Origin of the sequence: Mycobacterium sp. (genome assembly GCF_025965855.1) — a bacterium.
Lineage (GTDB): Bacteria > Actinomycetota > Actinomycetes > Mycobacteriales > Mycobacteriaceae > Mycobacterium.
The window spans coordinates 1-15910 of sequence record NZ_JAOPWB010000198.1; the positions used below are offsets into that span (position 1 = coordinate 1).

20 protein-coding genes and 3 pseudogenes are annotated in these 15910 nt (G+C 66.0%); 18 read left to right on the forward strand and 5 right to left on the reverse strand.

Annotated elements, in window-relative coordinates:
• Positions 1–572: LppX_LprAFG lipoprotein (locus JWP83_RS16750; protein ID WP_297732006.1), on the reverse strand; the 572-nt coding region annotated here is incomplete at its 3' end.
• A gap of 84 nt (positions 573–656) precedes the next feature.
• On the opposite strand from JWP83_RS16750, the gene JWP83_RS16755 reads away from it, so the two are divergent.
• Positions 657–1262, forward strand: coding sequence for a riboflavin synthase (locus JWP83_RS16755; protein WP_297732008.1), 606 nt, complete (start codon positions 657–659; stop codon positions 1260–1262).
• A 58-nt stretch (positions 1263–1320) separates the two neighbouring features.
• Here the strand turns inward: JWP83_RS16755 and JWP83_RS16760 are convergent, their stop codons facing one another.
• Positions 1321–1683: a hypothetical protein gene (locus JWP83_RS16760; protein WP_297732010.1), complete on the reverse strand. Its 363-nt coding sequence runs from the start codon at positions 1681–1683 to the stop codon at positions 1321–1323.
• A gap of 392 nt (positions 1684–2075) precedes the next feature.
• Here JWP83_RS16760 and JWP83_RS16765 point away from each other — a divergent pair, with 392 nt between their 5' ends.
• The 6 genes from JWP83_RS16765 to JWP83_RS16790 all read left to right on the forward strand — a co-directional run bounded on the left by JWP83_RS16765 (position 2076) and on the right by JWP83_RS16790 (position 6139).
• On the forward strand, positions 2076–3353 hold the full coding sequence (locus JWP83_RS16765; RefSeq protein ID WP_297732012.1) for a bifunctional 3,4-dihydroxy-2-butanone-4-phosphate synthase/GTP cyclohydrolase II: 1278 nt from the start codon (positions 2076–2078) through the stop codon (positions 3351–3353).
• Complete coding sequence (ribH, locus tag JWP83_RS16770; protein WP_297732014.1) at positions 3350–3832, forward strand: 6,7-dimethyl-8-ribityllumazine synthase; 483 nt, start codon at positions 3350–3352, stop codon at positions 3830–3832. Before JWP83_RS16765 ends, ribH begins: the two co-directional genes overlap by 4 nt.
• Before the next feature lie 50 nt (positions 3833–3882).
• Positions 3883–4293 (forward strand): PH domain-containing protein, encoded by a 411-nt coding sequence (locus tag JWP83_RS16775; protein WP_297732045.1) that lies wholly within the window; start codon positions 3883–3885, stop codon positions 4291–4293.
• 18 nt (positions 4294–4311) lie between these two features.
• Entirely contained in the window at positions 4312–4980 is a 669-nt protein-coding gene (locus tag JWP83_RS16780) for a hypothetical protein (RefSeq protein WP_297732016.1), read from the forward strand.
• 60 nt (positions 4981–5040) lie between these two features.
• The gene (locus JWP83_RS16785; protein WP_297732018.1) at positions 5041–5865 is read left to right on the forward strand and encodes a DUF222 domain-containing protein; all 825 of its coding nucleotides are present in this window, start codon (positions 5041–5043) and stop codon (positions 5863–5865) included.
• Positions 5866–5980: 115 nt separating this feature from the next.
• Entirely contained in the window at positions 5981–6139 is a 159-nt protein-coding gene (locus JWP83_RS16790; RefSeq protein ID WP_297732020.1) for a hypothetical protein, read from the forward strand.
• A gap of 222 nt (positions 6140–6361) precedes the next feature.
• Here the strand turns inward: JWP83_RS16790 and JWP83_RS31280 are convergent, their stop codons facing one another.
• Positions 6362–6676: a DUF732 domain-containing protein gene (locus JWP83_RS31280; RefSeq protein ID WP_367185648.1), complete on the reverse strand. Its 315-nt coding sequence runs from the start codon at positions 6674–6676 to the stop codon at positions 6362–6364.
• Between the two features lie 522 nt (positions 6677–7198).
• On the opposite strand from JWP83_RS31280, the gene JWP83_RS16795 reads away from it, so the two are divergent.
• Positions 7199–7336, forward strand: a complete 138-nt coding sequence (locus tag JWP83_RS16795) for a hypothetical protein (protein WP_297732022.1) — start codon at positions 7199–7201, stop codon at positions 7334–7336.
• Between the two features lie 206 nt (positions 7337–7542).
• On the opposite strand, the gene JWP83_RS16800 is transcribed toward JWP83_RS16795, so the two are convergent.
• On the reverse strand, positions 7543–7962 hold the full coding sequence (locus JWP83_RS16800; protein ID WP_297732024.1) for an ester cyclase: 420 nt from the start codon (positions 7960–7962) through the stop codon (positions 7543–7545).
• Positions 7963–8075: 113 nt separating this feature from the next.
• Between JWP83_RS16800 and JWP83_RS16805 the strand changes: the two genes are divergently transcribed.
• Together JWP83_RS16805 and JWP83_RS16810 are read left to right on the forward strand one after the other, a co-directional pair.
• Positions 8076–8495, forward strand: a complete 420-nt coding sequence (locus JWP83_RS16805; RefSeq protein WP_297732026.1) for a hypothetical protein — start codon at positions 8076–8078, stop codon at positions 8493–8495.
• A gap of 16 nt (positions 8496–8511) precedes the next feature.
• Positions 8512–8688, forward strand: a pseudogene (locus tag JWP83_RS16810) (DUF732 domain-containing protein); the annotation flags it as partial.
• A gap of 652 nt (positions 8689–9340) precedes the next feature.
• Here the strand turns inward: JWP83_RS16810 and JWP83_RS16815 are convergent.
• Entirely contained in the window at positions 9341–9535 is a 195-nt protein-coding gene (locus tag JWP83_RS16815; RefSeq protein ID WP_297732028.1) for a hypothetical protein, read from the reverse strand.
• Between the two features lie 143 nt (positions 9536–9678).
• Here JWP83_RS16815 and JWP83_RS16820 point away from each other — a divergent pair.
• From JWP83_RS16820 to whiA, 8 genes and pseudogenes are all read left to right on the forward strand, one after another.
• A pseudogene (locus tag JWP83_RS16820) lies at positions 9679–9921 on the forward strand (YncE family protein); the annotation flags it as partial.
• Positions 9922–10047: 126 nt separating this feature from the next.
• Complete coding sequence (locus JWP83_RS16825) at positions 10048–10179, forward strand: hypothetical protein (protein WP_297732047.1); 132 nt, start codon at positions 10048–10050, stop codon at positions 10177–10179.
• 275 nt (positions 10180–10454) lie between these two features.
• Positions 10455–10832 (forward strand): annotated as a pseudogene (locus JWP83_RS16830) (hypothetical protein); the annotation flags it as partial.
• Positions 10833–11071: 239 nt separating this feature from the next.
• Entirely contained in the window at positions 11072–11362 is a 291-nt protein-coding gene (locus JWP83_RS16835; RefSeq protein WP_297732031.1) for a hypothetical protein, read from the forward strand.
• Between the two features lie 206 nt (positions 11363–11568).
• A complete protein-coding gene (gene uvrC / locus JWP83_RS16840) occupies positions 11569–13512 on the forward strand; it encodes an excinuclease ABC subunit UvrC (protein ID WP_297732035.1) in 1944 nt (647 codons plus the stop codon).
• Positions 13509–14432: an RNase adapter RapZ gene (gene rapZ / locus JWP83_RS16845; protein WP_297732037.1), complete on the forward strand. Its 924-nt coding sequence runs from the start codon at positions 13509–13511 to the stop codon at positions 14430–14432. The genes uvrC and rapZ overlap by 4 nt, the downstream gene beginning before the upstream one ends.
• The gene (locus JWP83_RS16850; RefSeq protein ID WP_297732039.1) at positions 14429–15493 is read left to right on the forward strand and encodes a YvcK family protein; all 1065 of its coding nucleotides are present in this window, start codon (positions 14429–14431) and stop codon (positions 15491–15493) included. The genes rapZ and JWP83_RS16850 overlap by 4 nt, the downstream gene beginning before the upstream one ends.
• Positions 15490–15910: DNA-binding protein WhiA (whiA, locus tag JWP83_RS16855; protein WP_297732042.1), on the forward strand; the 421-nt coding region annotated here is incomplete at its 3' end. The genes JWP83_RS16850 and whiA, both read left to right, overlap by 4 nt.

The following is a 15910-nucleotide window of genomic DNA, read 5'->3' on the forward strand; positions in this document are numbered from 1 at the left end:
GTGCCCGGGACCTGCCCCGACGCGGTGAACTGCGGAACGATCTTGTTCACCGCGTCCGCGGAGAAGTTTCCGCTGATTTTGACGGTGTCTTGCCCGTTGATGGTGTCGCGTCCCTCGGCCTTGGCATTGGTGAAGTTGTTCAGCGCGTTGGCCAGCCCGATGTCCGGGTTCAGGATCACCGAGACGTCGTAGATGTCGGAGGCCTTACCGAAATCGCTCCACTTGTTCGGCGTGAGGGTCGCATACAGGTCGCCGTCCACGACGACGAAGTCGGCTTGAATGTCAGACCCCCCGAGTGTGAGCGTGGCGTTTCCCGACGCTGCGGTGGCCGGCGCGGTGGTGAGGTCACCGGTCAGCACCTTGATCGGCAGCCCCGGAATCTTGCCGTTCACCTTTAACACGAGGTGGGCGCTCTTGAGGTTCTTGGTCGTGGCGGCGGATTGCTTGACCAGTGTCGTGGCGTCGGGGAGCGGCCCGCCGCTCTGCTTTGAGCCCGACGAGCATCCGGCGATCAAAGCGGCGGCGAGGGTGAGGGAAGCGAGGACGGCCAATAGACGGTGGCGAGTCGGCATACCTTGCATCGTAAAGGGTGCCCGTGACCGGCTCTCCGAACGCGGGGTCCGGTTGGTCGCGCATCCACCCATTAACCTGGTGCGATGTTCACCGGAATTGTCGAAGAGCTCGGGGAGGTAACCGGCCGCGACGTCCTCGCCGATGCCGCGCGGCTGACCATCCGCGGGCCGGTGGTGACCGCCGATGCCGGACATGGCGATTCGATCGCTGTCAACGGCGTGTGCCTGACCGTCGCCGAGTTGCTGCCCGACGGCCAGTTCACCGCCGACGTGATGGGCGAGACGCTGAACCGGTCCAATCTCGGCGAGTTGCAGGTCGGCGGCCGGGTGAACCTCGAGCGCGCGGCGGCGGTCAATAGCAGGCTCGGCGGGCACATCGTGCAGGGACACGTGGACGGCACCGGCCAGGTCGTGGCGCGCGCGCCCTCCGAACATTGGGAAGTGGTGCGGATCGAGGTGCCCGCGGCGGTGGCCCGCTACGTCGTCGAGAAGGGGTCGATCACCGTCGACGGGATTTCCCTGACGGTCTCCGGGCTGGGCTCGGAGCCGCGCGACTGGTTCGAGGTCTCACTGATCCCGACGACGCGGGAACTGACCACCCTCGGCCGTGCCCCGGTCGGAACGCAGGTGAACCTCGAGGTCGACGTCATCGCCAAATATGTTGAGCGGCTGATGAAAGCAGACCGCTAGCGGGCGGCGTTTGCCGCCGCTGCAGCGGCCTGCTTTCGGATCAGGTGGTTGTGCCTGGTTACAGCCCGCGCCAGTTGGGACCATCCCAGTAGCCCCAGTCATTCACCTGGGCGTTCCAGACGACCTGGGCCCACGGCGCCCACGGCGGTGGTGGCGGCATCGGTCGCGCCCACGGCGGAGGCGCACCATAGCCGGCTGGGCCGCCGTAGTTGTCGTCCCAGTCACGGCAGTTGTTCCAGTTCTGGTACGGGCCCCAGCCCGAGTCCCACTGTTCGCCCGGGCACCAGTGATGGTGATAGGTGGGTGGAGAAGGAGGCATAGCCTGGGCGGTTCCGGAGGCCAGCCCGATCGCCATGCCGCCGGCCGCCAGCGCACCGATGCACAGGCGGACCCATGGCTTGCTTTGCGTGTTGGTATCCATGTCCGTGAGGCTTCCCGCCGAAAAAGCGCACGAAACGCCATTTACCCTTTCGCTAATTCAAATTTTGTTCTCAGCTCGCACTCACGTCCGCCTAATTTTCCCGGGCGCGTTTTCCCTGGTTAAGCCCGTCCGCGCCGCCGCTCACCAGCGAATACAAATTGGCATTGCAATTGCGCTAATTAGACAGGCGGTCATTAATAGCGGCTCGCGATGGCATGCACCGCGTTCGGTGGCACGGCCGCGTCGCGATCCCTCTGGGCCCGTCCGGGGCGCCCTACCGAAGGGCTCCCGCCCGGGAAAGCGGTGGCAATAACCGCGGCGCCGCGGTGGTTCATACTGAATGCAACACTTGGGCCGCTCGCATGGGTCCCTACGAGAGCAAGGCAGCAGAGATGACGAGGTTGGACTCCGTCGAGAGGGCGGTTGCCGACATTGCGGCCGGTAAGGCCGTCGTCGTCATCGATGACGAGGAACGCGAGAACGAAGGCGACCTGATCTTCGCGGCCGAGAAGGCGACGCCGGAGATGGTGGCCTTCATGGTCCGCTACACGTCGGGATACCTGTGCGTACCGCTGGACGGCGCGATCTGCGACCGCCTTGGGCTGCTGCCGATGTACGCGGTGAACCAGGACAAGCACGGGACCGCCTACACCGTCACCGTAGATGCGAGAAAAGGCGTGGGCACCGGGATTTCGGCCTCCGATCGGGCCACCACCATGCGGCTGTTGGCCGACCCCGCCAGCATCGCCGAGGATTTCAGCCGCCCCGGTCATGTGGTTCCGTTGCGCGCCAAGGACGGCGGTGTATTGCGCCGGCCCGGGCACACCGAGGCCGCCGTCGACCTCGCCCGGATGGCGGGGTTGCAACCCGCGGGCGCGATCTGCGAGATCGTCAGCCAGAAGGACGAGGGCTCGATGGCCCAGACCGACGAGCTGCGGGTGTTCGCCGACGAGCACGATCTGGCGCTGATCACCATCGCCGACATCATCGAGTGGCGACGCAAGCACGAGAAGCACATCGAGCGGATCGCCGAGGCGCGGATCCCGACCCGGCACGGGGAGTTTCGCGCCATCGGCTACTCCAGCATCTATGAGGACGTCGAGCATGTGGCGCTGGTTCGTGGCGAGATCGCCGGGCCCAACGCCGACGGCGACGACGTGTTGGTCCGCGTGCACTCCGAGTGCTTGACCGGCGACGTGTTCGGTTCCCGTCGCTGCGACTGCGGGCCCCAACTGGACGCCGCGATGGCGATGGTCGCGCGCGAAGGGCGCGGCGTGGTGCTGTACATGCGTGGCCACGAGGGCCGCGGCATCGGGCTGATGCACAAGCTGCAGGCGTACCAGTTGCAGGACGCTGGGGCCGACACCGTGGACGCCAACCTCAAGCTCGGGTTGCCCGCCGACGCAAGGGATTACGGGATCGGGGCGCAGATCCTCGTCGACCTCGGCGTGCGCTCCATGCGGCTGTTGACGAACAACCCGGCCAAGCGGGTCGGGTTGGACGGGTATGGGCTGCACATCATCGAGCGGGTGCCGCTTCCCGTGCGGGCCAACGCGGAGAACATCCGCTACCTGATGACCAAGCGCGACAAGATGGGTCACGACCTGGTCGGGCTGGACGACTTCCACGAATCGGTCCATCTGCCAGGGGAATTCGGCGGTGCTTTGTGAGCGGTGGCCCCGGCGTGCCGGAGGTGCCGCGGCTCGATGCCACGGGTCTGCGGCTGGCCATCGTGGCGAGTACCTGGCACAGTGAAATCTGCGACGCACTGCTGGACGGTGCCCGCAAGGTGGCATCCGAGTCGGGTATCGACGACCCGACGATAGTCCGCGTGATCGGAGCGATCGAGATCCCGGTGATCGCGCAGGAGCTGGCCCGCAACCACGACGCCGTGGTCGCACTGGGCGTCGTAATCCGCGGCCAGACACCGCATTTTGACTACGTGTGCGATGCGGTAACGCAGGGACTGACCAGGGTTTCGTTGGACGCTTCGACGCCCGTGGCCAACGGGGTGCTGACCACCAACACCGAGGAGCAGGCACTTGACCGGGCCGGCCTTCCGGAATCGGCCGAGGACAAGGGCGCCCAGGCCACCGGCGCGGCCCTCACCACCGCCCTGACATTGCGTGACCTGCGCGCTCGGTCGTGACTTCGCCGTCGAACCGCGAGGTCTGGGATGTCGAGCTGCGTCCCCACCGCATGCCGTTATTCATCTACATCACCGCGTTTTTGATCGCCGCGGCACACATCGTGGTGGGCCTGCTACTCAAGATCAAGTCCAGCGGGGTGATCTTTCACACCTCCGATCAGGTGGCGATAGCCGTCCTGGGTCTGGTGATCGCCGGCGGCGTGCTGTTGTTCGCGCGTCCGCGGCTGCGGGCGGGACCGGCCGGACTTTCGGTGCGAAACCTCTTCGGATACAGACTGATTCCCTGGGCGGACGTGGTCGGCGTGTCGTTTCCCGCCGGCAGGCGGTGGGCGCGCATCGACCTGCCCGACGATGAGTACGTTCCGGTGATGGCGATCCAGGCCGTCGACAAGGACCGCGCCGTCGAGGCCATGGATACCGTGCGGTCGCTGCTGGCGCGTTACCGGCCGGATCTGGGCTAAACGCTGTACCATCGCCCGATGGCACGTCACGGGCGGGCGGTTGCTGCGCTGGTCATCGCCGCGGTGATGGTGAGCGCCTGCGCAACCCCGCTGGCGGGTCGAGCGGTGCGGGCTCCCGGCCAGCCAGGGGTTCTCGCGTATGCGCGCGTGGCGATCTCGGCACATGAGCTGCTTTTGCCGGACGGGGATACCACTCCTCTCGGCCCGGCGACCGCGACTCCGGTGGGCGACAACTACTTCACCAGCGCGCGGCCACCGCAATGCTCGGCGGCGCTGCTGTTCGAGGGTTCTCCGCTACTGCCTCCCGGCTCAGCGGAGCACGCCGAGTCGGCCTACCGTGTCGGCGGCGCGGCGCTCTATTCCGAGTCGGTCGATGTTTACGACAAAGCCGTGAAGACCCACGAGACCGTCTCGAAAGGCTTGGCCGCCATATCTCAATGCCATGGCGAGGCCGTTGGCATGTCGCCCAGCGGCGCATTCCGCCCGATGCGGCTGAGTTTCCTCGGCACCACCGACGACGGCGTCCTGGTCTGGACCATGACCCGTCCAGATTGGACCTGCGACTACGGGCTGACAGTGTTACCTCGCGTGGCCCTGATGCTGTCGGCCTGTGACACGAAGCCCGGATTCCCCATGAGGGACTGGGCATCGAAACGCCGGGCGCAGATCGACCGCCGGACCGCCTGACCTGGGTGTGATCTGCGGCGTTGGATCAATGTCACCGAGCGCGCTGCTATGCTCGAACATATGTTCGATACTCGGCTTCACGATCATTGGGATCCCCCGCGGTGCGAGCGGTCGCGGGCGCTGGTGGAGCGGATGTGTGGGTCGTGGCGGGTCGAGGCGCGGGCGGCGGTGGATCGGTTGGATGCCATCGGGGAGTTGTTCGAGCTGCGCCGCGCCCAGCGCGGTGAGCAGGCCGAGTGGGCGGTGGATACCTGGGCGGCGGAGGGTGCCGAGGTGGCCGCGGCGTTTCGGATCAGCCTGGCGATGGCGGGCAGCTACCTGCGCTATGCGCTGGCCGTGCGCGAGCGGCTGCCGAGGGTGGCCGGGGTGTTTCGCGGTGGGGACATCGATTACCGGATGTTTCAGACGCTGGCGTATCGCACGGGATTTGATCACAGGCTCGGCGTCACCACCGAGCAGCTAGCCGAAATCCTCTGGCGTGGTGCTGACTGGCCGCCGCATTGGGGGATGTACGTTTCAAAGCATCCCGACGGCGATGAGCCGGTGATACCTAGATCACTGCGACTGCGCCCGGCAAGCATTGGCAGCGAAATCCTCGGTGGCTACATGCAGATCGCTGGGTGGGAGTACCTACTCGCGTTCGAGCGTCCTCCTGTGGACCATGTCTTTCGCCCCGCGGGCATGGCATTCCAGCGGGTCGGGTTCCCTGTCCGCTGTTGCAAGATGGTCGCCTTCGCCTGGCCAGAGCAGGGCCACTCACTCATCGATGTGGTTAGCGCAGTTCCACCAAGCGAGGATTTCTCGAAGCCATCCAATCCACGAGCTGCAGCCATGCACAACCAGATCAGGCCCGGCTCGCTGAACGTCACCAGCGTCCGCAAGTGAATTATCCTGAGCGATAAGCGATTTAGCTCTAGTAGCCGAGCTGCTCAGGCCGCTTTGCGCTAAGCCAACTCGTCGTTAGCGTCATGTCCGAGCTTTCCCGTCGCGGTCACGAGGCGTGATCGGAGTCCAACCCGGCATGGACGACTTCGAGCTCGAAGCAATCCGTGACGAGGGCTATGACCCCGACGACCCCGCTGTGTTGGAAGCCCTAGTGCTGGTACGGCTGGAGCTGGCGCTGCTTGGCTTTCATCATCCGCAGGTTCCGGACTGTTGACATGGTTGCCCAAACGGCCCACCATTGCAGATTCTCGCGATGGCGCTTGGGTCAGTGGGGTACTGCCGCATCACCTGGCTGACGCAGTTTTGGCAGCCCTGCGGATCCTTACCAGTGCACGGCGCAGCGTTGGCTGGCGACGCAAACGACACATATGCTGCCGCTAACAGCCCTGAAAAGCCAACTGCAATAAGTCGTTTCATCATTGTCCTTTTCTCTCGTTCATGGGCAGTAGATATACTGCGCCGACGCGACCAGGTACTGTGCCTGGTCGCGCGTCAAGCTCGGGTTGCCCTGCTCCACCTGGGCGAGGACTTGATCCGATGATGTCCCGGCCGCAAGACTCGTGCATATGTTGTGTGCGATGTGAACCACACGATCCCCGCCGCCATAGGCCCCCGAGATTCCCTGGCTGTCCATCCTTGATAGGAACCGCTGGTCACATTGTGAAGTGCAGTCAGCATGAGCCGGTTGGGCGGACCAAACCCCTGCTGCGACAAGCGTAGTCGCAGCCAACCCGATCAACGTTTTCTTCATTCTTCAACCACCCGGTTAACAGGACACGCCGAACCCGCCGCAGCTAGTATTATTCGGATTCGGCTCGACTAGCCCTGGTGCCAGTTCACAGTGCCGGTACAGATCGCCCGTCAGCCCAGCGCACCGGTCTCCTGGGGGTGGCTGTTGCGGGTAGTTCGCTGGTTGTTGCGGAACTCCTGGCGCTGGGACCGGTGCACATTGCAGACCTGGGATATTGAGGCCGATACACGGATCGGCAGGCGCAGGTGCAAGTGCGGCCAATGCTGTGGCAACTATTGGAGCTGCCAGAAGTGCGGGCAACTTCATGGTAGATGCTTCCTTCCGCATCGCCAACGATGACGACGGGGTTGTCCACAGTGTCAGGAGCCTGGAAGCTGGTGATCTATCCGTAGGGTTGCCACTGTAGACCTAAATATCGTTGCGAAGAACAGGGAACTCGAAGAACCGCTTGCCCAGGCAAGCAGGTCAGCGCCAGCGATCAGCCGGGTGGGGACTGCCAGGGCGGCATAGACTTTGTGACTCATGAGCGCCGAGGAACCCGAGACCGAGGCGGGCGCGGCCAACGCCAAGACAGCCCGCAAGCTGGCCGACGCATTCAAAAACGACAACCGAAACTTCCGCTACGACAAGCTTTTTGATCCGCGCGGCTTAGATCCTTAATAGCGCATGCGATCCGCTGCCAGGCCGAAAGGAGATTCTGCCCGTCTGGGGAGGTCAATGAGGGCGGACTAGTACCAATCGCCTACGACTACCGCACCGGCATTTAAACCGCCCCGACGACCCCGCCGTGGTCGCGGCGATAGACCGGGTGCACGCCGAGCTGGCCGCAGTGGGACGTGGCCGTCGCTACCGATGAACCACCGGGTCTAACCCATCAACCCCAGTTGCTGCAGCATCGCGAGGTTGTCTGCCAAACCCCAGCGTTCGACTGCCTGGCCGTTCTCGAACCGCAGGATCCCGAACGTCGGTACATCGATCTTCCGGCCGGTCGGTGGTATCCGGAAGAACTCACCTTGATGGGTTCCTGTACCGCGCCCGTAGGAAACCGCGAAGGCACCTTCTCCGAACACGAAGTCGAGCGGATTCTGGTAATCCGGGAAGGCGGCGCGCGCCATCTCGACGCTCGCCCGGTATCGCGAACGACCGCTGCCCTCAAGGCCCGGAGTCTCAACGTGATCCACCAAGTCCTCCGCGATGAGTTCGTCAATGAGTTCTAGGCGACCCTCGTTCCAGATCTCATTTGTGATGCGCCACATCAGCGCCTTCGAATCTTGAGTCGTCCCCATCAGAGGTTCCTTCCGCCAAGAAGGACGACCTTAATGCCAGCGACGACGCGGGCCGCAGGGTACCCAAGCTAATCGGCACCGCCGAGTCACGTGCAGCGCTACCCTCTGCACCCATGAGCACCGAAGACACCGCCGCGTCGGAGCACGGCGCGGACGCCGAGACAACCGCCGTGCCGCCGCCGCCGGGCGACGAACCAGAGCTGGCCTGGTCAGTCGATGACGATACCGACGAGATGCCGACAAACCGGCACGGTCGACTCATGTGGGCCGGTCTCGCTGTGCTTGTCGTCGCCGTAACTGCTGCGCTGGTCCTATTGGTATCAACGCTTTTCGGCAGGCACACCACGAATAACGCTCGACCACAGCCGGTTCCGTCACCGCCTGTGACGACGACCGTGACTGCCGCGCCACCACCGCCCGCCGTGACGGCAGCGCCACCGGTCACGGTCACAGCGCCATCACCCTCGCCGGTGCTCAACGCGAAAGACAGGGAGTTCCTGGCGTTCCTGCACCAGAACGAAGCCCTGGACTGACCCTGGCACCAACACCCCCGCAGTGCTCGCCGATGCCCGATACGTCTGCGACGAGATGACCACCGGTGGTAGTACGTCGGAGTTGCGCTCGCGACTGCAGGCGGTGTGGCCGAGCATCGCCGAAAACGACGTGACATGGTTTCTCTACACGTCCACTCCGATCTACTGCCCGCAGATTGGCGGGCCGGTCTGAACCGCACCGGCTGAGCGCGGCAGAGAGTGTTCGCGATTAGCTTGGTGCGACCTATCTCGGGTTAAGCGCTTTAGGAAGACGGGGCTACCAGAATTCCCACTGAACGAGAATGCATCGAAAGCTCACTACCGCCGCCCGCGCGTGCCCAACACGTAACAGACGAACACCAGTACAAAGGCGAAGAGACGAAGAGCGCCGCTAGAAGCGGGTGCTGCCAAACTACAGAAAAGTCGTACTGTTCAACCCGAGCACGCCGGACCTCCTTGAATTGGTAGCAAACGATGGTATCCCTCTGACGAAACCGACTTGAGCAAACTGACTGCGTGGCTCCGCCAGCGCGCGCCAAACGGCCCCTGATGACTTTGCCGCTCGTCTGGCCCGCCGCCAGGCGGGAGTACCGGCCCTGGGAGGATTTATGAATGTGGTGTGGAGAATCCGTGCCGCCGGATAACGTAGGTCGCCATGAACAGGGGGCCTAGTAATCCCCTCGGGCTGGGGCTAGTGATCGTCGGCGGAGCCGTCATGGCGATCGCGGCATTCTTGCCGCTCGACCAACCTACGGGCGTGTTTCGCACGGTTAAAGAGACAACACTTTGATTCAGAGTGGCGGCTGGGCGCTTATCGCGATTGCTCTGGGGGTCGTCGCCAGCGGTTATCGGGTAAGCCAGGGCAGCGGGAAGGCACCACCGCCGGCATCGGCGGCAACGGCGGGATCGGCGGGGCCGGCGGCAATGGTGGGCTGTTGCTCGGTAATGGCGGTGCCGGCGCCCCAGGCGGCACCGGAGGCCAAGGCGGGCTCGGCGGTGTCGGCGCGACTGGCGCGCCCGGCGTGGCAGGTATCAACCATGGCGCCGGTGCTAGCGGCGGTACCGGCGGCACCGGCGTCAGCGCCACTCCCGGCGCTGCCGGCTCTGCTGGCGCGGCCGGCAACACGGCCACCGGGACCAGCGGCGGACCGGCGGGACCGGCGGTGCCGGCGGGTCCCCGGTCTACGTCACCAACGGGCCAAACGACCCGAGCAGCAGCGGCACGGTGTTGGTGATCGCCACCGCCACCAACACCGTCGTCGCCACCATCCCGGTCGGCATCGGCCCGGCTGAACTGGCGATCACCCCCAATGGCAGCAACGTCTACGTCACCACCGACGTCGGCAGCAGCGCCAACGTGGCGGTGATCGACACCGCCACCAACACCGTCGTCGCCACTGTCCCGGTCGGCGACCTACCGCTCGGGGTGGCGGTCACCCCCAACGGCGCCGATGCCTACGTCAGCGGCAGCAATGTGTCGGTGATCGACACCGCCACCAACACCGTCGTCGCCACCATCCCGGAAAGCGGCGGCACCGTTGCGGGGGTGGCGGTGACCCCCAGCGGCGGCGACGTCTACGTCATCAACTCCAACAGCGGCACGGTGTCGGTGATCGACACCGCCACCAACACCGTCGTCGCCACCATCACCGGCTTCGACCAACCGTTCGGGGCGGCTACATGACGACCGGCCCGAGGCCGGCGATATCTACGTCGCCAACCAGAACGACGGCACGGTGTCGGCGATCAGGTGAAGCCCGACGCGCCTCGGCGGCTGATCTAATGTAGTCCCCGGCAACGACTTTCACTCCGCGCGGGCATGACGAGCGTCCCGGCGCTGCTCGGCTTCCCGGGATCGAGCGGGTTGCTTAGTGTGGTGGGAGAGTTGCCGTAACCGGACGGGCCCGCCCGGTTACGCGCATAGTTCAGAGCTTGACCGTAGAGTGTACTTCGGCATTTCGCTATCACCATCTGATGAAGACCTTCTGGGACTGGCAGGACCAGCAGTTGCCCGACGGCACCGTGATCTGGCGGTTTCCCGACGGACAGACCTACGTCAGCACCCCGGGTAGCGCGCTGCTGTTCCCCCACCTGTGCGCGCCCACCGGCGACCCGCCCGCCGTCGAAATGCCAGCCAAGGAGCGGTGCGGGGAGCGCACCGCGATGATGCCGCTGCGCACCACCACCCGCGCCCAAAACCGGGCGCATCGCGTCGCCACCGAACGCTGCCACAACCGCAAACTGGGCGCGCCACACCGACAAGTCTCGGAAGCCGCCTACTTCGGCGGCCCCGCACCGCCCGGCGACAACGATGACGATGACCCGCCGCCATCCTGATGGCCTGCCAATGGTTTACGTAGAGGCCACTGCGGAGAGGGCCATACGCCGGGCACGCCCTTCAGCTCGTGAGTGCCAGGGCGGCTCGTCGTTGCGATCCGATCTCGGATCATGACCCTCAAAGGGCGCAAGAACCGGTTACGTAAGCGGTAGCGTCAATAGTTGCTGGCTGGGCTGTCGACTGTGATTGCTGCCCAAGCACCGGCAACGCCCCGGCTGCGATGTGACGGGAGACAACCATGAAGCGCTGCATCGTCGGAGGATTCGCTGCGCTGCTGATGGCCGCAGAACTGATCGCCTCAGCGCCGTCAGCCAGCGCTGGCTGCCAGTACGGAGGACCCGTCATCAGCAAGTGCGATGGACCCGTCCAGCCTGACGGCACCTGGCAACGTTGCGTGGCAGTTGCGCAATTGATTCCTCACGGCGCCAGTTCGTACCTAGTGCCCGACAGGCGCTGCGATTTGATGGGTCCTGGACAGCACCCTGGGGATCTCTCCTTCGCCGACCCACCGACGCACATCGACGACTGAGCCGGGAACCCTTCGAGGGGCTAGGCCCGCCCCGGTGAAGTGTGGTTTCCCGGGCAGCGCGCTGTTTCCCACACGGCGATGATGCCGCTGCGCACCACCACCCGACCCAAACCGCGCGCATCGCGCAGCCGCCCAAACCACCCAACCAGGGCCGTCGACACCCGATGCCGAGGAGCCGCCGACCTTCTAGCTACTAGCCTGGGTATGTGCCAGATCCCGCAACGTATCGCCCCGCGCCCGGGTCCATCCCGGTCGAGCCCGGCGTCTACCGATTCCGGGACGTGCACGGGCGAGTCATCTACGTCGGCAAGGCCAAGAGCCTGCGCAGCAGGCTGACGTCCTACTTCGCCGACATCGCCGGCCTGCACCCGCGGACCCGCCAGATGGTGACCACCGCGGCCAAGGTCGAGTGGACGGTGGTCAACACTGAAGTCGAGGCGCTGCAGCTGGAATACAACTGGATCAAGGAATTTGATCCGCGCTTCAACGTCCGCTACCGCGACGACAAGTCGTACCCGGTGCTGGCCGTCACCCTCAACGAGGAATTCCCGCGGCTGATGGTGTATCGCGGCCCGCGGCGCAAGGGTGTGCGCTATTTCGGTCCCTACTCGCACGCGTGGGCGATCCGCGAGACGCTGGACCTGCTCACCCGGGTGTTTCCGGCACGGACCTGTTCGGCCGGAGTGTTCAAGCGGCACAACCAGATCGACCGCCCGTGCCTGCTCGGATACATCGACAAGTGCTCGGCGCCGTGCATCGGCAGGGTCAGCGCCGAGCAGCATCGCCAGATCGTGGAGGACTTCTGCGACTTCCTGTCCGGCAAGACCGATCGCTTCGCCCGCGACCTGGAGCAGCAGATGAACGCCGCGGCCGAGCAACTCGATTTCGAACGGGCCGCGCGGCTTCGCGACGACCTGTCGGCGGTGAAGCGGGCCATGGAGAAACAGGCCGTGGTGCTCGGTGACGGCACCGACGCCGACGTGGTCGCCTTCGCCGACGACGAGCTGGAAGCGGCGGTGCAGGTGTTCCACGTCCGCGGCGGCCGGGTCCGCGGCCAGCGCGGCTGGATCGTCGAAAAGTCCGGGGATCCCGGCGAATCCGGCGAGGAGCGGCTGGTCGAGCAGTTCCTGACGCAGTTCTACGGCGAGCAGGCCGAGCTGGATGGCGCCGCCGACGAAGCCACCAACCCGGTTCCCCGCGAGGTGCTGGTGCCGTGCCTGCCCTCCAACTCCGAGGAGTTGACCACTTGGCTGTCCGGCCTGCGCGGTTCGCGGGTCACGCTAAGGGTGCCGCGGCGCGGCGACAAGCGCGCGCTGGCCGAAACCGTGCAGCGCAACGCGAAAGAGGCGCTGCAGCAACACAAGCTGAAGCGCGCCGGCGACTTCAACGCGAGATCGGCTGCGTTGCAGAGCATTCAGGACGCCCTGGGCCTGGCCGATGCGCCACTGCGCATCGAATGCGTCGACATCAGCCACGTGCAGGGCACCGACGTGGTGGGCTCGCTGGTGGTATTCGAGGACGGCCTGCCACGCAAATCGGACTACCGCCACTTCGGGATCCGGGACGCCGCCGGGCAGGGACGTTCGGACGACGTCGCCTCCATCGCCGAGGTGACCCGCCGCCGGTTCGCGCGGCACCTGAGCGAGCAGCAAGACTCCAATATGCTTTCCCCGGAAGGGAAATCGCGCCGCTTCGCCTACCCGCCCAACCTGTTCGTCGTCGACGGTGGCGCGCCGCAAGTCAACGCGGCCAGCGCCGTGCTGGAGGACCTCGGCGTCACCGACGTCGCCGTGATCGGCCTGGCCAAGCGGCTGGAAGAGATCTGGGTGCCGTCGGAGCCGGACCCGATCATCATGCCGCGCAACAGCGAGGGCCTCTACCTGCTGCAGCGCGTGCGTGACGAGGCCCACCGGTTCGCCATCACCTACCATCGCAGCAAGCGATCCAAGCGAATGACCGCCTCGGCGCTGGATTCGGTGCGAGGATTGGGAGAACATCGCCGCAAGGCGCTAGTAACCCATTTCGGATCGATAGCCCGCCTCAAGGAGGCCACCGTCGACCAGATCACCGCCGTTCCGGGCATCGGCGTGGCCACGGCCACGGCCGTTCTGGAGGCGCTGCGACCCGAGCAATCCGCAGACTCGCAATGACGAGCCAGGGCGAGTTCACCAATAACCACCAGGGTGACGCCTACCCAGAAGATGGGGCCGGCATCGACGTCGTCCTGGTGACGGGACTATCGGGGGCCGGGCGGGGCACGGCGGCCAAGGTGCTCGAGGACCTCGGCTGGTACGTGGCCGACAACCTGCCGCCCCAGCTGATCACGCGGATGGTCGATTTCGGGCTGGCGGCAGGGTCGCGGATCACGCAGCTGGCGGTCGTGATGGACGTGCGGTCACGGGGATTCACCGGCGATCTGGACTCGGTGCGAACCGAGTTGGCCACCCGCAACATCACCCCGCGGGTGGTGTTCATGGAGGCGTCCGACGACATGCTGGTGCGTCGCTACGAGCAGAACCGGCGCAGCCACCCGCTGCAGGGCGACCAAACCCTGGCCGAGGGCATCGCCGCCGAACGCAGGATGCTGGCCCCGGTCCGCGCCACCGCCGACCTGATCATCGACACCTCGACGCTGTCGGTGCGGGGCCTGCGGGAGAGCATCGAGCGCGCGTTCAGCGGCGATACCGGCGTGTCCACCAGCGTTACCGTCGAATCCTTCGGCTTCAAATACGGCCTGCCGATGGACGCCGACATGGTGATGGACGTCCGGTTCCTGCCCAACCCGCACTGGGTGGACGAGTTGCGTCCCCTCACCGGCCAGCACCCCGCGGTGCGCGACTATGTATTGGGCCAGCCCGGCGCGGGCGAGTTTCTCGACGCTTACCATCGATTGCTGAATCTGGTTGTCGACGGCTACCGCCGGGAGGGCAAGCGATACATGACGGTCGCCATCGGCTGCACCGGCGGCAAGCATCGCAGCGTCGCGATCGCCGAGGCGTTGATGCAGCGGCTGGGGGATAACCCGCAGCTGACGGTGCGGGTGCTGCACCGGGATCTGGGTCGCGAATGAGTGAAGGCATCGTCGCCCTGGGGGGCGGACACGGGTTGTACGCGACGCTGTCCGCCGCGCGCCGGCTGACGCCCTATGTCACCGCCGTGGTCACGGTCGCCGACGACGGCGGCTCGTCGGGCCGGCTGCGCAGCGAGCTGGAAGTGGTCCCGCCCGGCGATCTGCGAATGGCCTTGGCGGCGTTGGCATCTGACAGCCCATACGGACGGTTGTGGGCGACCATCCTGCAGCACCGATTCGGCGGCAACGGCGCCCTGGCCGGGCATCCGATCGGCAACCTGCTGCTGGCCGGCCTCAACGAGGTGCTGGCCGATCCCGTCGCCGCCCTCGACGAGATGGGCCGCATCCTCGGCGTCAAGGGCAGGGTGTTGCCGATGTGCCCGATCGCGCTGCAGATCGAGGCCGACGTGTCGGGTCTGGAGGCCGACCCCCGGATATTCCGGCTGATCCGCGGCCAGGTGGCGATCGCGACCACGCCGGGCAAGGTGCGGCGGGTGCGGCTGCTTCCGCCCGACCCGCCGGCGACCCGTCAGGCCGTCGACGCCATCATGGCCGCGGACCTGGTGGTCCTGGGCCCCGGGTCCTGGTTCACCAGCGTGCTCCCGCACGTGCTCGTGCCGGAGCTGGCGACGGCGCTGCGCGCCACCACCGCCCGGCGCGCGCTGGTGCTCAATCTGGTCGCGGAGCCGGGGGAGACGGCCGGCTTCTCGGTGGAGCGCCATCTGCACGTGCTGGCCCAGCACGCACCCGGGTTCACCGTGCACGACATCATCATCGACGCCGAACGGGTGCCCAGTGAGCGCGAGCGCGAGCAACTGCGCCGCACCGCGACGCTGCTACAAGCCGAGGTCCACTTCGCCGACGTGGCCCGACCTGGTACACCTTTACATGACCCGGGCAAGCTCGCGGCGGCGCTGGACGAGGTCCGAGCGGGTCACAAAGGCCAGGGAGCCCCTTCGGCGGCGACCACGAACGAGATTCCGGTCGACGGTGAAAGTCCACAGGCCGGCGTGAGCGGACCGGCTGGCAGCGGACCGAGGGGTGACGACGCGTGGCGATGACGACCGAAGTCAAGGACGAGCTGAGCCGCCTGGTAGTGAATTCGGTCAGCGCGCGGCGCGCGGAGGTCACGTCCCTGCTGAGGTTCGCCGGCGGACTGCACATCGTGGGCGGCCGGGTGGTCGTGGAGGCCGAGGTGGACCTGGGCAATGTCGCGCGCCGGCTGCGCAAGGACATCTTCGAGCTCTACGGATACAACGCCGTCGTGCATGTGTTGTCGGCCAGCGGGATTCGCAAGAGCACCCGGTACGTGTTGCGGGTCGCCAACGACGGCGAGGCGCTGGCGCGTCAGACCGGGCTGCTCGACATGCGGGGGCGTCCGGTGCGCGGGCTGCCGGCCCAGGTCGTGGGCGGCAGCATCGGCGACGCCGAGGCGGCGTGGCGGGGGGCCTTTTTGGCGCACGGGTCGCTGACCGAGC